General features: G+C 63.3%; 15 protein-coding genes and 2 pseudogenes. 9 read left to right on the forward strand and 8 right to left on the reverse strand.

Annotation, left to right across the window (positions count from 1 at the left end; all coding sequences use genetic code 11):
* The first annotated feature begins 155 nt into the window (after positions 1-155).
* Positions 156-755 carry a hypothetical protein gene (locus N2604_RS20930; RefSeq protein ID WP_311739563.1) on the forward strand — a complete coding sequence of 200 codons (600 nt, stop codon included), beginning with the start codon at positions 156-158 and terminating at the stop codon, positions 753-755.
* A gap of 63 nt (positions 756-818) precedes the next feature.
* Here the strand turns inward: N2604_RS20930 and N2604_RS20935 are convergent, their stop codons facing one another.
* Positions 819-1,550 carry a DUF3750 domain-containing protein gene (locus tag N2604_RS20935; protein WP_260370137.1) on the reverse strand — a complete coding sequence of 244 codons (732 nt, stop codon included), beginning with the start codon at positions 1,548-1,550 and terminating at the stop codon, positions 819-821.
* A gap of 219 nt (positions 1,551-1,769) precedes the next feature.
* Between N2604_RS20935 and N2604_RS20940 the strand changes: the two genes are divergently transcribed.
* Positions 1,770-3,392: an ABC-F family ATP-binding cassette domain-containing protein gene (locus N2604_RS20940; protein ID WP_260370138.1), complete on the forward strand. Its 1,623-nt coding sequence runs from the start codon at positions 1,770-1,772 to the stop codon at positions 3,390-3,392.
* Between the two features lie 42 nt (positions 3,393-3,434).
* Here N2604_RS20940 and N2604_RS20945 read toward each other — a convergent pair.
* Positions 3,435-3,967, reverse strand: a pseudogene (locus N2604_RS20945) (REP-associated tyrosine transposase).
* A gap of 70 nt (positions 3,968-4,037) precedes the next feature.
* Between N2604_RS20945 and N2604_RS39440 the strand changes: the two are divergent.
* Positions 4,038-4,130: pseudogene (locus N2604_RS39440) on the forward strand (MBL fold metallo-hydrolase); the annotation flags it as partial.
* A 3-nt stretch (positions 4,131-4,133) separates the two neighbouring features.
* On the opposite strand, the gene N2604_RS20955 reads toward N2604_RS39440, so the two are convergent.
* Both N2604_RS20955 and N2604_RS20960 read right to left on the reverse strand, forming a co-directional pair.
* The gene (locus N2604_RS20955; RefSeq protein WP_311739564.1) at positions 4,134-5,225 is read right to left on the reverse strand and encodes a type II asparaginase; all 1,092 of its coding nucleotides are present in this window, start codon (positions 5,223-5,225) and stop codon (positions 4,134-4,136) included.
* Between the two features lie 251 nt (positions 5,226-5,476).
* A complete protein-coding gene (locus N2604_RS20960; protein ID WP_260370140.1) occupies positions 5,477-5,725 on the reverse strand; it encodes a hypothetical protein in 249 nt (82 codons plus the stop codon).
* Between the two features lie 201 nt (positions 5,726-5,926).
* On the opposite strand from N2604_RS20960, the gene N2604_RS20965 reads away from it, so the two are divergent.
* The gene (locus N2604_RS20965) at positions 5,927-6,391 is read left to right on the forward strand and encodes a cupin domain-containing protein (protein ID WP_260376272.1); all 465 of its coding nucleotides are present in this window, start codon (positions 5,927-5,929) and stop codon (positions 6,389-6,391) included.
* Positions 6,392-6,554: 163 nt separating this feature from the next.
* Here the strand turns inward: N2604_RS20965 and N2604_RS20970 are convergent, their stop codons facing one another.
* Entirely contained in the window at positions 6,555-7,517 is a 963-nt protein-coding gene (locus N2604_RS20970) for an alpha/beta hydrolase (RefSeq protein WP_260370141.1), read from the reverse strand.
* 149 nt (positions 7,518-7,666) lie between these two features.
* Here N2604_RS20970 and N2604_RS20975 point away from each other — a divergent pair, with 149 nt between their 5' ends.
* The 3 genes from N2604_RS20975 to N2604_RS20985 all read left to right on the forward strand — a co-directional run bounded on the left by N2604_RS20975 (position 7,667) and on the right by N2604_RS20985 (position 8,270).
* Positions 7,667-7,729, forward strand: a complete 63-nt coding sequence (locus N2604_RS20975) for a hypothetical protein (RefSeq protein ID WP_260376273.1) — start codon at positions 7,667-7,669, stop codon at positions 7,727-7,729.
* A gap of 38 nt (positions 7,730-7,767) precedes the next feature.
* A complete protein-coding gene (locus N2604_RS20980; protein WP_260370142.1) occupies positions 7,768-7,932 on the forward strand; it encodes a hypothetical protein in 165 nt (54 codons plus the stop codon).
* 134 nt (positions 7,933-8,066) lie between these two features.
* Positions 8,067-8,270: a hypothetical protein gene (locus tag N2604_RS20985; protein WP_260370143.1), complete on the forward strand. Its 204-nt coding sequence runs from the start codon at positions 8,067-8,069 to the stop codon at positions 8,268-8,270.
* A 26-nt stretch (positions 8,271-8,296) separates the two neighbouring features.
* Here N2604_RS20985 and N2604_RS20990 read toward each other — a convergent pair whose 3' ends face one another.
* Genes N2604_RS20990 through N2604_RS21000 form a run of 3 tightly spaced genes read right to left on the reverse strand, consistent with a single transcriptional unit; the run spans position 8,297 to position 10,863 of the window.
* The gene (locus N2604_RS20990) at positions 8,297-9,418 is read right to left on the reverse strand and encodes an HD-GYP domain-containing protein (protein WP_260370144.1); all 1,122 of its coding nucleotides are present in this window, start codon (positions 9,416-9,418) and stop codon (positions 8,297-8,299) included.
* Between the two features lie 57 nt (positions 9,419-9,475).
* Positions 9,476-9,805 carry a PilZ domain-containing protein gene (locus tag N2604_RS20995; RefSeq protein ID WP_260370145.1) on the reverse strand — a complete coding sequence of 110 codons (330 nt, stop codon included), beginning with the start codon at positions 9,803-9,805 and terminating at the stop codon, positions 9,476-9,478.
* Positions 9,805-10,863 carry a DUF2336 domain-containing protein gene (locus N2604_RS21000; protein ID WP_260370146.1) on the reverse strand — a complete coding sequence of 353 codons (1,059 nt, stop codon included), beginning with the start codon at positions 10,861-10,863 and terminating at the stop codon, positions 9,805-9,807. The genes N2604_RS20995 and N2604_RS21000 overlap by 1 nt, the downstream gene beginning before the upstream one ends.
* Before the next feature lie 291 nt (positions 10,864-11,154).
* On the opposite strand from N2604_RS21000, the gene N2604_RS21005 reads away from it, so the two are divergent.
* Together N2604_RS21005 and N2604_RS21010 are read left to right on the forward strand one after the other, a co-directional pair.
* Positions 11,155-12,102, forward strand: a complete 948-nt coding sequence (locus N2604_RS21005) for an AraC family transcriptional regulator (protein ID WP_260370147.1) — start codon at positions 11,155-11,157, stop codon at positions 12,100-12,102.
* A 50-nt stretch (positions 12,103-12,152) separates the two neighbouring features.
* On the forward strand, positions 12,153-12,743 hold the full coding sequence (locus tag N2604_RS21010) for an NADPH-dependent FMN reductase (protein WP_260370148.1): 591 nt from the start codon (positions 12,153-12,155) through the stop codon (positions 12,741-12,743).
* Positions 12,744-12,815: the final 72 nt, after the last annotated feature.

Below are 12,815 nucleotides of genomic sequence, written 5' to 3' on the forward strand. Positions count from 1 at the left end.
TGTCTACTTTCAGAAGCCGAGCCCGGTGCGCGGTAGGTAGTGGCCATTCGAGCGTAAGACGAGTTTGCACCTACGTTTTGGCTTGCATACTCCAAGCCGCCTGCGTCATTCCTTCTGCGAGCACCGCGTCCGCTCAATGCGCAGCCCGCGATGTCTTGCAGAACCGGCTGAAGCTCAAGACGCCCTCGGCGCCGGCATCCGAACAGCCTATCAGGTCCGCTCGCGACGTTGCGGCGTGGAAGACGATTGCGATAGGTACCTTCGCCGACTCACTTGCCTTGCGCAACGAGCTCGCTAGCAAGGGCTGCAGTGTCGGTGGTCAGGCTGCAGAAATCCTTGCTCGGCCGACTTTCACCGTCAGCCCTCAGAAGACGAATGTCGAGCTCGTCCATTTATCGCCTGCGCAGCTTGGGTTTACCTTCGATACCGTGACCCTGGCTAACGTATACGCACGCGCCCAGCAGCTCGGCTTTAGGCTTGCTGCGGCCGAAGTCGGCCCGCAATTGCGCATCCAATATTTCGACCAACCTGTCGGTGAATTTCTCATCATCGGAATGGAGCCGATCAAGACGTGGAGCGGCGAGCCGATCGTTCTGAATGTGGCAAATGGCGGCGCCGGATTGATCCTCATCGGCCAGGATGGTCGAGCCGAAGCGGATATACCCGTGACCTCCCGTTTCATTTTCGTCCGATCCCATCAACCGGCAGCTAGCAGCGAAATCGTCGGCTCAGTCGCAGCATTTTTGCCGCCGTGAACGGATTGAGCCTTCGGATGGAGATCGCAATATCGCCAGAGAAACAAGCTGGGATCGCTGCTCCTAAAGACCGGGCGTCACCCCGAAGCGGCCGAGACCAGGCAGCTTGAGCGCCGGGCGTCGGATGTCGAGGCCGAGCACGGCGCCGAAGAAATTGATCTCCAGGCCTTCGATCCAGCCGACGGAAAAGCCAACATATCCGGCAAGTGAAGCATAGATGCCTGTACCGGACGCCGTTAGGCCCACCCACTTACCCGTGTACGGGAAGTCCTTGCCAATCGCGGTCGGCGGCAACACGGCTCGGAGCTCGGGGACGGAGTCGAGCGCGGCCTGCACGAAGGTGTTCGAATTGGGACCGGGCCATACGCTGTAATCTCCATAGGACCGAAACTTGTAGTTTTCGATCACGTACCGGATCTTCGGAATCAGCACCTCGGCGCGCTCTCCGTTGACGGCTACAATGGTTTCCGGCGCAGCGCCAAACCACCGCCCGTCCGGAGCGAAGCCGTTGGTGCGGATCGGCTCGCCCCACGCCGTGTAGTCATAGCGGGTGTAGGTCGGCGCATTCTTCTCCTTGACGACGATCCAGGTGTGAACAGCGAATATGCTGCGCCATCGCACCGTTCTCGCTCCGAACACCCGTAGGACGGCTTCGGGTTGATCGGCGGCGGCCGGCAGAAGACCTGCGCTCGACCGATCAGCGGTTTGCCAGTTCTGGCGGCCATCGCCCAGCCAGAAATATCTCGCCGCCGACGCGGCCAGCGGTGCCAAGACAAGGAACAGAAAGATCAGCAAGGGCTTCTTCAAGGGAGTGATGCGGCGGGCGTTTGACAAACCATATAGTTCGCATGAATGCCGCCGCCAGAGCCGAAGGCGTCGAGATGCCGCCGAGGTCTCGGCCCTGAAGTTGAGCGATGACGAGCGAATGGGCTGAATCCCGGCCTGTCCCGGGCTTCCCCTCATGCCCCGCATGCCCTATGACGCTGCAACGCAAAAATCCCCCAAAAGACACTCATGATCCGCCTCGACAACGTCAGCAAGCAAGCCGGCCACCAGATCCTGTTCATCGAAGCCTCCGCGGCCCTCAACAAGGGGGAGAAGATCGGTCTCGTCGGCCCGAACGGCGCCGGCAAGAGCACGCTGTTCCGAATGATCGCCGGCGAGGAACTGCCCGACGAAGGGCAGGTCTCGACCGATCGCGGCATCACCATCGGCTATTTCAACCAGGACGTCGGCGAGATGTCTGGCCGCAGCGCGGTGGCCGAGGTGATGAACGGTGCCGGTCCCGTCAGCGAGGTCGCGGCCGAGCTGCGCGCGCTCGAGGCCGATATGGCCGACCCCGACAAGGCCGACCAGATGGACGAGATCATCGCCCGCTATGGCGAGGTGCAGCACCGGTTCGAGGAGCTGGACGGCTATGCGCTGGACGGCCGCGCGCGCGAGGCTCTGGCCGGCCTCGGCTTCAGCCAGGAGATGATGGACGGGGACGTCGGCAAACTCTCCGGCGGCTGGAAGATGCGCGTGGCGCTGGCGCGCATTCTCCTGATGCGCCCCGACGTCATGCTGCTCGACGAGCCGAGCAACCATCTCGATCTCGAAAGCCTGATCTGGCTGGAAAAATTCCTGCACGATTACGAAGGAACGCTGCTGATGACCTCGCACGACCGCGAGTTCATCAACCGCGTGATCTCCAAGGTGATCGAGATCGATAGCGGCTCGCTCACCACCTACACCGGCGATTACGAATTCTACGAGCAGCAGCGGGCGCAGAACGAGAAGCAGCAGCAGGCGCAGTTCGAGCGCCAGCAGGCCATGCTCGCCAAGGAGATCAAGTTCATCGAGCGCTTCAAGGCGCGCGCCTCGCATGCGGCCCAGGTGCAGAGCCGGGTCAAGAAGCTCGACAAGATCGAACGGGTCGAGCCGCCGCGCCGCCGCCAGAGCGTCGTATTCGACTTCCCGCCGGCGCCGCGCTCGGGCGAGGACGTCGTGGCGCTCAAGAACGTGCACAAGGGCTATGGCTCAAAGCGCATCTATGACGGGCTCGACTTCATGATCCGCCGCCGGGAGCGCTGGTGCGTGATGGGTGTCAATGGCGCCGGCAAGTCGACGCTGCTCAAGCTGGTGGCCGGTGCGAGCGAGCCGGACGAGGGCACGGTGGCGTTAGGGGGCAGCGTCAAGATGGGCTATTTCGCCCAGCACGCGATGGATCTGCTCGACGGCGAGCGCACCGTGTTCCAGGCGCTTGAGGACGCGTTTCCGACCGCGGGGCAGGGCTCCTTGCGCGCGCTCGCCGGCTGCTTCGGCTTCTCCGGCGACGATGTCGAGAAGCGGTGCCGCGTGCTCTCGGGCGGCGAGAAGGCGCGCCTCGTCATGGCCAAGATGCTGTTCGACCCGCCGAACTTCCTGGTCCTGGACGAGCCCACGAACCATCTCGACCTCGCCACCAAGGAGATGCTGATCAACGCGCTGTCGGATTTCGAGGGCACCATGCTGTTCGTCTCGCACGACCGGCATTTTTTGGCGACGCTGTCGAACCGCGTGCTGGAGCTGACGCCTGATGGCATCCACCAATATGGCGGCGGCTACACCGAATATGTCGCGCGCACCGGGCAGGAGGCGCCGGGGTTGCGGAGCTAGTGGTGGGCGGTAGCCCGGATGGAGCGAAAGCGTAATCCGGGATCAGTCTCCGCGTTCGCCGAAGCTGCCGCTTATCTCGCCGGCTCCTCCCCAATCGGGAGGTAGGATACCAGCGCGAACGTAGCGATGGAGCGAGCTGTAGGGCCACTCAATCGCCGATGCAACGAGCCCGTGCTTGACCGGATTGTAGTGAATGTAATCGGCGCAGCGCGCGAAATCCGCATCGTTGCGAATTGTGTGCTCCCAGAATCGCCGCTGCCAGAGCGCGTACTCGCCGCGATGATTGCGGCAGATAGGTGCGCCGGAAGCTGCCAGCCGGTGCGTGAAGACGCTCTTGATGCGCTTCCAACGACCCGGGAAGTCCGAGTCATTGTCCGGGAGCTTCATGATGACATGCAGGTGATCAGGTAGGATCACGATCGCATCGATCGCGAACGGTCGTTCGGCACGCGTTACGCGAAATGCGCTGCGGAGTTTGTCGACATGATCGAACAACACGGATGACGTCGATCGTTCAGCGTGACGGTGAAGAAGAACGTGCCGCCGGGGACGAAATTTCGCCGATAGCGAACCATGCGAGGGACTTTCCCGGATTGCGCGGCGCTTCATCCGGGCTACAACCGGATCGAGAGAGTTGCAATCCGTTCGCTGATCCTGCCGATCCATTTTCCGGCGCCGACGGTTGGCCTGATCAAGCCGTTCGGCGCCGCTTTCGATTACCGTTTCAAGCGTGAATAGGCTCTAATAGGCGTAGAACATCCGCTGAATTTCCTTGGTATCAGTGGTCTTGGTCAACGCCAGCATCAGCAAAATGCGCGCCTTCTGGGGATTGAGCGTATCCGAGACGACGAAGTCGTGTTCATCGTCCTTGGCCTCGCCATTGCGCGCGACGATGCCGTTGCCGACACGGCTGCTGCGAACGATCACCACGCTCTTCTTGCGGGCGTCGTCGAGCGCCGGCTCGACCGCCGGGCGGGCCAGGCTGCCGTCACCCACGCCGGCATGCACGATCCCCTTGGCACCGGCGGCGACGAACGCGTCGATCGCGACCCGGTTCATGTTGGCGTAGCCGTAGACGATATCGACCTGCGGCAGGACGTCGAGCTTGGACACGTCGAATTCGGAATCCGCCGTGTGCCGGCGGGTCGATTGCCGATAGAAATACGGCTTGTTGCCCTGCATGTAGCCGAGAAAGCCGAGTTCAGGCGTGCGAAAGGTGTCTGCCGTGGAGGTGTTGTTCTTGGTGACGTCGCGCGCGGCGTTGATCTGATCGTTGAGGGCGACGAGCACGCCCTTGCCGACGGCTTCTTCACTGCCTGCGAGGATCACCGCATTGAAGAGGTTGATCGGGCCGTCGGCGCTGATCGCGGTCGATGGCCGCATCGCACCGACGACGACCACAGGCTTCTTGCTCTTGACGACCAGATTCAGGAAATAGCTGGTTTCCTCGATCGTATCGGTCCCGTGCGTGATCACGATCCCGTCCACGTCGTCCTGCGCGAGGAGCGTGTTGACGCGCTTGGCGAGCTTCAGCCAGTAATCATTGTTCATATTCTCGCTGGCGATCTGGAAGACCTGCTCGCCCTTGACGTTGGCCACGGTTTTCAACTCGGGTACGGCGTTCAGGAGGGTCTCGATGCCCACCGTGGCTGCGGTATACCCGACGACGGTGGTGCTGCTCGCCCCGCTGCCGGCGATCGTGCCGCCGGTTGCGAGAACCATGACGTTGGGCAGGCCAGGGCCTCTTGCGTTGGCAACGTCAATCGTCATGAGCAGCGTAAAAAGCACGCTCATTGTCGCCATCAGGTGATCACGCACTCGAAACTGCAACATCTCGCCATCCTTTGCTGGAAGCTTCGTCGATGCCCCGGTTTCACTCAGCGCTGCATGATCCGTCAGCAGCTGCGTTCTGTCTAGGGTCGCGGCGACTTTGATTTACGCGCTCGGCGCGTGTCGGAAACTGGCGGCGGGGAGGCACGAACAGCAAATGGCCGGGACATCTCGCGCGAAGACGCGCTTCTGCCCGGCCATGCCGGCATTTCGTTTGTGATGGTCTGCTGAAAAAGTCGGGAACGGACAGCGCCTTACGCGCTGGTCTCGCACTTCTTCATGAAGCTGTTCTTGGCGGCGCCGGCGAGCGGCTTGCCGTCGGAGCCGACGGCCTTGGGCGCGCAGGCGTCTTGCTTGCACTTCTTCAGGAACGAGGTCTTGGCGGCGCCGGCCAGCGGCTTGCCGTCCTTGCCGATGGCTTTGCTTTCGCAGGTTTCTTGCGCAAAAGCCGAGCCCGCTGCGAAGGTGGCAACGATCGCAGCGAGGAAAATCCGCTTCATCATGGGGGTCTCCTGAACCAGAAATGGCCGGGAGATTGGAGCCGGGAATCGTGGCGCAATCAAGCAGGATGAGCACCGGCCGCCCGGTCGCCCGCTGATTTTTGCGCTTCAAAGCGCGGAAGATGTCGCCTTTGTTGCAGTGCTCGCTGACCTCATCGGGCGATCCTGCTAGCGTCGGTCCCTTGAGATGGAGAGAGCATCGTGATGGACGCCGCGATCCCGCACGACCAGGCAGCCGCTGAGCGGCATTCCCACCTGGTTCGACCCCAAGACATGGATTGGCAGAAGACTCGGTTTCCGGGCTGCGAGGCCAAGACGCTGCTGTTCGATCGCCGCACGGGGCTGATGACCGCCTTGATGCGCTTTGCGCCGGGATCGGTATTGCCTGATCACGAGCATGTCGGCATCGAGCAGAGCTGGGTCATCGAAGGCGCGCTCGTCGACAAGGAGGGCCCGGCCAAGGGCATTGCCTGCAAGGCCGGCGAATTCATCTGGCGCGAGGCGGGCAGCCGGCACGCCGCCTGGTGCCCGGACGGCGCGTTGATCCTGGCGATCTTCCAGGTGCCGAACAAGTTCTTCGAGGCCGACGGCGGCGTGGTCGATGCCGCTGGCCAAAACTGGGACGAGGTCTGGGGGCACACCGCGGCGCAGCGGGCGCAGAGCGCGTAGCGAGTTTCGTAGCCCGGATGAAGCTAGCGAGTCGGCGCGAAGCGCCGGCCGGTAGCGCAATCCGGGGCAAGACCGACCGGATCGCTCGATCGCCTATGTGGCTGGAAACCCGGATTACGCTTTCGCTCCATCCGGGCTACGGGCGACGAGCTTTGTCGCATCCCTATACGCCGCGCATGAGCAGCGCCTTGAAGTCGGCCCGTGCGCGCTGCGCTTCGGCGCGCGCGACGTCGGAGGCGTCGCCCATGCCGAAATAGCCATGGATCAGGCCGGGGCCCTCATGATGCTTGACGCAGACGCCGGCCGCCTCAAGCGCCCGCGCATAGGCCATGCCTTCGTCGCGCAGGGGATCGAACCAGGCGGTGGTCACGATCGCGGGCGCGACGCCGGCGAGGGATGCGGCCCGCAGCGGCGAGACGCGCCAGTCGCCGGCGTGCGCGGGATCGGCGAGATAGTGGCCGCAGAACCATTCCATCGTCGCGCGCGTGAGGAAGTAGCCCTCGGCGTTCTCCGCGCGCGAGGGATAGCGCGCGTTCTCGCGTGCGTCGGCATAAGCGCCGACAACGTCGGTGACGGGATAGACCAGGAGCTGCGCGGCGAGCTTGATGCCGGCCTCCCGGCAGGCGATCGCTGTCGTCGCCGCGAGATTGCCGCCGGCGCTGTCGCCGGCAACGCCGAAGCGCTTTGCGTCACCGCCAAATTCCGCGACGCGGCCAAACACGTCGCTCACCGCGGCGAAGGCATCCTCGAATGCGCCGGGAAAGCGCGTCTCCGGCGGGCGGCGATAGTCGACGGAGACGACCACCGCGCCGGTCTCGATCGAAAGGTTGCGCGCCTGCCGGTCATGGGTTTCGAGATCGCCCGCAACCCAGCCGCCGCCATGGAAGAACACCACCGTCGGTGCCGGCGCGGCGCCGACCCGATAGACCCGTGCAGGAAGCGGACCGGCGCCGCCTTTCACCTCGATATTCTCGATGCTATCGACGGGCGGCGGCGGAATGGCGGCGCGCGAGGCAGCGAGTGCGCGCAAGGAATCGCGGGCGCTCTGTGGCGTCATGACCGTGGGATCGCGCATCGGCATGAGCGGAATGATCTGGGCGATGACGGGATCGAGCGGTGCGGCCATGGGCTTTCCTTACAGAGTTCTTGGTCTTGCTTGGCCATTAGCATAGGTTTTGCGCGCCGCATCGGCAACCGGCGGGCCGTCGCAACGCGACGCTGGTCCAGTCGCGCCGCAGCGTGCGTGGCTTCAAGAACGCGCCGGTGCCGTGCGCGGTGATCGAGGCGATCATCGAGAGCGCCAAGCGCGCGCCCTCGTCGATGAACACCCAGCCCTAGCACGCGGGCTCGGCTCGGTCATCAACGGGCAGGGCATCATGCGCTCCGACATCGTGCGCGAGGTTGCCAAGATTCCGGAGGACGAGGTCATCATGACTTGCGTCGCGATGGGCTATCCCGACGACAGCTTTGCCGCGAACGCAGTTCGCTCGGACCGCGAGCACAACCACGAGTTCGTGCGTTACGTGGGTTTTGCCGATTAGCGCGAGCAAGAGGAGATTATTCTCTGGCGGAAATTTTTTTGGTGCGGCGTCGCGAGTGGCCTCTTGCAATCTCGAAGTTGCGGGAGGAACAATATGGGGACTGAGAGGTTTGTTGCTGGCGCGAGGGAATTGATATGCGGCGGCTGGCTAGCCTGGTACGGCGATTGTTCGGTCCGCGACTGCGGCACACGATCGATGATGATCCAAGTCTTCCTTTCACACCCGAAGAGTTCGGCCGGCTGATTCGCAGCGGCCGGCACGAGGACATGAAGCTGCTGGCCGACGGGCTGGCCTGCCGCTCCATCCCGCGCCGCGCCAGCTATCGTGCGACGCATTAGGCGGCGTTCGAGACGGGTCAGGTCGCTCACCGCGTGAGCGCGACCTGCTTGAACGAGCGGACCAGCGCCTTTTCCAGCTTGCCATTCATCCCGCACAGAACGTCGTAGGCCTCCGCGCGCGGCATGGTCGGCTTGTAGTGCCGGTGCTCGATCAACGCCGCGAAGATGTCCGAGATGGTGAGGATCCGCACGATGTCGCCAATGCTCTCGCCGCAGAGCGCATCGGGATAGCCGCTCCCGTCGAGGTACTCGTGATGGTGGCGGACGGCATCGAGGATCTCCGGCGAGATCCCGTCATGGTCCTTGAGAAACGCGTGGCCGGCGGCCGGATGCGTCTCGATCAGCGCGCGCTCGGCGGCATCGAGGCGGCCCGGCTTGTCGAGGACGGCGAGCGGAATCTGCGCCTTGCCGATGTCGTGGAACATGGCCGCCGAGTAGAGACGTTCCAAGTCGGCCCTGCCGACACCGAGGCTCAGTCCGAAGTCGATGGTAACGCCGGTGACGAGCAGGCAATGCTGATAGGTTCCTTCGTGGTGCCGCCGCACCGTCATCAGCCACTCCGTCAGGCCATGCCGGGTGATGCGATCGGCGATCTGGCGGCCGGCCTCCTTGGTACCGTCGACGTCGAGCGGTTGACCCAGGGTGACAGCCGTGAACATCGAGGCGATTGCGGTTGCCGCGACCTCGACGGCGTTGTCGGATTGCAGCGTATCGCCTGACGAAGCGGACGGCCCGTCGGCCGGATCGGCCAGTGCCGCCAGCAGCTTGGTCCGGCCGACCGTGCTGGGAAGAACCAGCGTCGCCCCGAGCGCATAGGCCTGCGAAATGCAGACGTGGGAGGTGTGCTCGAGCAGGAAGATGCGCTTCCTGACCTTCGCCAGCTTGCCGGCCCGCTGCTTGATGGCGGCGATATTGTCGACGTCGCGCAGCTCCGCGCGGATGACGATGGCGGCCGGTGTCGGCGACAGCCTGGAATCGGCGTCGAGCCGCTCGCCTGCAACGGCGAACCTCTCTTGCAGGATCGCGCAGATGCCCGAGAGCTTGTCGGACGTGTCGGCCAGCACGTGCAGGAAGGGACGAGCCGCTGCCGTCGTTCGGATGCCGCCGTCACCATTGACGGAGCCGGATCTGGTTCGCGCGTGTTGCACGGTCTGACCTGGATTGCGACTATTTGGAGGTGAAAACTGCGGATGGATGTTCGACTTCTATTTGTCCTGGACGTCGTTCTGCCTGGGCGCTGGTGCGCCGGCAGATTTCTTCTTGCCGTCAACGGTAATGAAATGGACGCCGGCGATCGTGCCGTCGATCCAGACCAGCTCGCAGCGCCGGTAGGCGAGGCCTGTCGACGACAGCAGCATGAAGAACTCCTTGGCCTTGAGCACGTCGAGCGTGCCCTCGACCTCGACCTTCGCGCCCGTCTGCGATATGTCGAGCAGGACGCAGCTGCGCCGCCAGGTGCCGTCGGACCCCATGAGATTGACCGGCTGCCTGTGGTCCATCCTCACGCGAAAGGCTTTGCGACCGTCGAACTTCATCAGCTAACCCCCATCTTTCTTGCGTCCCGATGTCCCCGACCGCTCTCCTTGGCGTTTGCGGCGATTTCGCCCCAACGCACCGTCCACTGGCTGGTCGACAGAAGCAGCGTCTCGAAAATGAGCTGCGCGCGTTCGCGCTCGGCGACGGAAAGCCTTGTGCCGCAGCGGTTGCTCAGGATGGCGAGCGTGGTCTGCCAGTTCAGCCGCGAGGCGCGGCAGGCCATGACGAGACCCTCGCAATCCTCGTCGGTCATGACATGCTCGACGATCTCGATCGGACACCCCGACAGCACCGACAGCGCCGTAACGAGGTTGGCAGTCTCGCCGCGAATGGCGAAGCGGTTCACCGTGGAATCGTTGAGCTTGCCGATGCGGTTGAGCGCGACGATTTCCGGTCGCGCGCCTGCATAGGCGGCGGCGCAGGGCAGCTTGGCGATGCCGGATTTCGGCGCAGGCGAGGCCGACAACAACGCCCGCATGACCCGATCGGGCGTGTCCGGCCTGAGCGCCAGAGCCTTGGTCAGTCCGTCATCCGACAGGCACTTCTCAATCAGCGCAACGTAAGCGGCATCGGAGAATCTTGCCTCCCTGTTGCCGATCAGTGCGAGACAAACGCTGCGGGCGCCACACTTGATCAGCGTCTCGATCACCAGCGGATCGATCGGCGCGCGGCCGGCGATCGCACATTGCTGTCGTTCGCCGCTCGCGGCTGCGATCGAGTTGAGATCGGCCGTGGACAGTGACTGCGATCGGAGCAAGACAGGGCAGGCAACTTCCGGATCGTGATGCGAGGCGAGACGTCGCATGGTCTTCGGCGGAGCCACTTTGAGCTCTGCGATAATCTTGCTGACGTCAACCAGGGTGCTGGCCTCAACCCGCTCGATCAGCCGCAGCAGGACGCCGTCGGCGACGTCGGCGAGCAATTCCTGCGATCGGTCTCTGCTGCTAGTGAGCAGTTGCAATATGCCTGAGAGGATGCGAGTGCACCGGTCCAGCGGACATGTTGCAACCGCGTTCTCCAACTCGACCAAACTATCAGCAGGCGAATTTGCCATCATGGCAGAGCCTGAATTGTGAAAAAATTTGACTGTACAACGTTCGATATTGCGCCTTAAATCCGTTAATTTTTAATTTTGAGAATTAAATGCCGGGATATTAGCGCCGCCGGCCTTGTGGAAAACGCTATCGAAATTCGGCGAGACAGGGTTGTCCCGGATTGTTCTTTCAACCGACCTCGCTCCAATTGATCAGTACACGTCAGGATCGAGTCTAACGAACTAACAAGGAGGAAGCGAACCGGCACCCGCGGCCGGACGCACATCCAGAGCGGCGCGGCGTTTCTTATTTCCATGAACAGCATTGACGATGTGCCGAGGTCGGCACTCAAGACATTTCGCTTTTCAGACGTCGACGAATTTCGCAACGCCATACGCGGGCTGAACTTCGAATTCACCCCTTTTGTGCGGAAGATTTCGGCTGAGCAGACAATCCTCGCCTTGCCGGGCTGCGACGTGAATTTCACGCGCGCGTTTCCGCGGGTGGTTGACGCACAACTCGTGGAGAATTGCACGGCGATCGGCTTCACGATGGACGATCTCAACGTGCCGATTCGCTTCAACGGCTCGCAACGTGCGCGACCGGTCGTGGTCATTGGCAACGGCGGAGCGGCCTACACCACCATCGAGGAGGTGCAGCGGCAAATCGCCTCGGTGATTTTCCGGCCCGAGGTGAGGGATCGTGGCTGGCCGATCACGCTCTCGAGCTTCAAGATTTTTGAAATCTCCACGGTCGGCTTGCAGCGCTTGCGCGGCGTGGTTCGCGAAGTGCTGGCCGAGGCGTCCGGTCCGATCGAGGCACAGGAGCTGTTGTTGAAGGGCGCGGCGATGAAGGAGTCCCTGCTCGGAGCCGTCGACGAGGCCTTTGCAACGGTCGTTCCGGCGCGCTGGACCCTGGGTCCCAACGACGGACGGAATTTCAGGATGTTCCAGGACATCCGCGCGCTGCTGTCTGACGACCTGTCGGAGCCGATTTATAGCGATGAGATCGCGCGCAAGCTCGGGCTGTCCGTTCGCACCATGCACGACGTCGTTCGCCGCTATCGCGGCATGAGCCTGCACCGCTACTTGCGTCTGCACCGGCTGTGGCTGGTGCGCCGACGCCTTCTTGCCGGGGCCGACAGCGTCAAGGCGGTCGCGCTGGCGTATGGTTTCTGGCATCTCAGCGATTTCTCCAGAAGCTACCGCAACCAGTTCGGCGAGACGCCCTCGCAGACGCTGGACCGCGGTCGCGGACGATAGTGCGACAAATCGGGTAGGGATGGGGGCCGGTTTCGTGCTACCGTTCGGCCATGAGCAATCGCATTCTCGTTCTCTACGGTTCCTACCGTTCCGACCGCATGGGCATCCGCCTTGCGAATTTCGTCATCAACCGGCTGCGCGGCCGCGGCGAGGACGTCGAATTCATCGACGCCAAGGCGATTGGGCTGCCGATGCTAGACCGCATGTACAAGGAATATCCCAAGGGCTCGGCGCCGGAGGCGCTGGAGAAGCTGGCCGGGCAGATCCGCAACGCCGACGGATTCGTCTTCGTCACCGGCGAGTACAATTGGGGCATCCAGCCCGGCCTGAAGAACCTCACCGACCACTTCCTGGAGGAATGGTTCTGGCGTCCGGCCGCGATCGTGAGCTATTCGGCCGGCCGGCTGTCCGGCGCGCGCGCAGCGACGGCCTGGCACGGAACGCTCTCGGAGATGGGCATGGTGGTGGTGTCGAGCACCATCGGCGTCGGGCCGATCGCGCAGACGCTGTCGGAAGCCGGCGAGCCGATCGGCGACGGCGGCAAGGCCCTGGAGCGCTCGTTCCCGCGTTTCGCCGACGATCTGACCTGGTGGATCGAGGCGGCGAAAGCACAACGGGCGCGCAAGGCGCCGCCGTATTGACGTCGCGTAGCGACGTTCGGTAGCCCGGATGGAGCGAAAGCGTAATCCGGGGTCTCGCGCGTCAACGGCACC

It is taken from the genome of Bradyrhizobium sp. CB1015, from assembly GCF_025200925.1.
Taxonomy (GTDB): domain Bacteria; phylum Pseudomonadota; class Alphaproteobacteria; order Rhizobiales; family Xanthobacteraceae; genus Bradyrhizobium.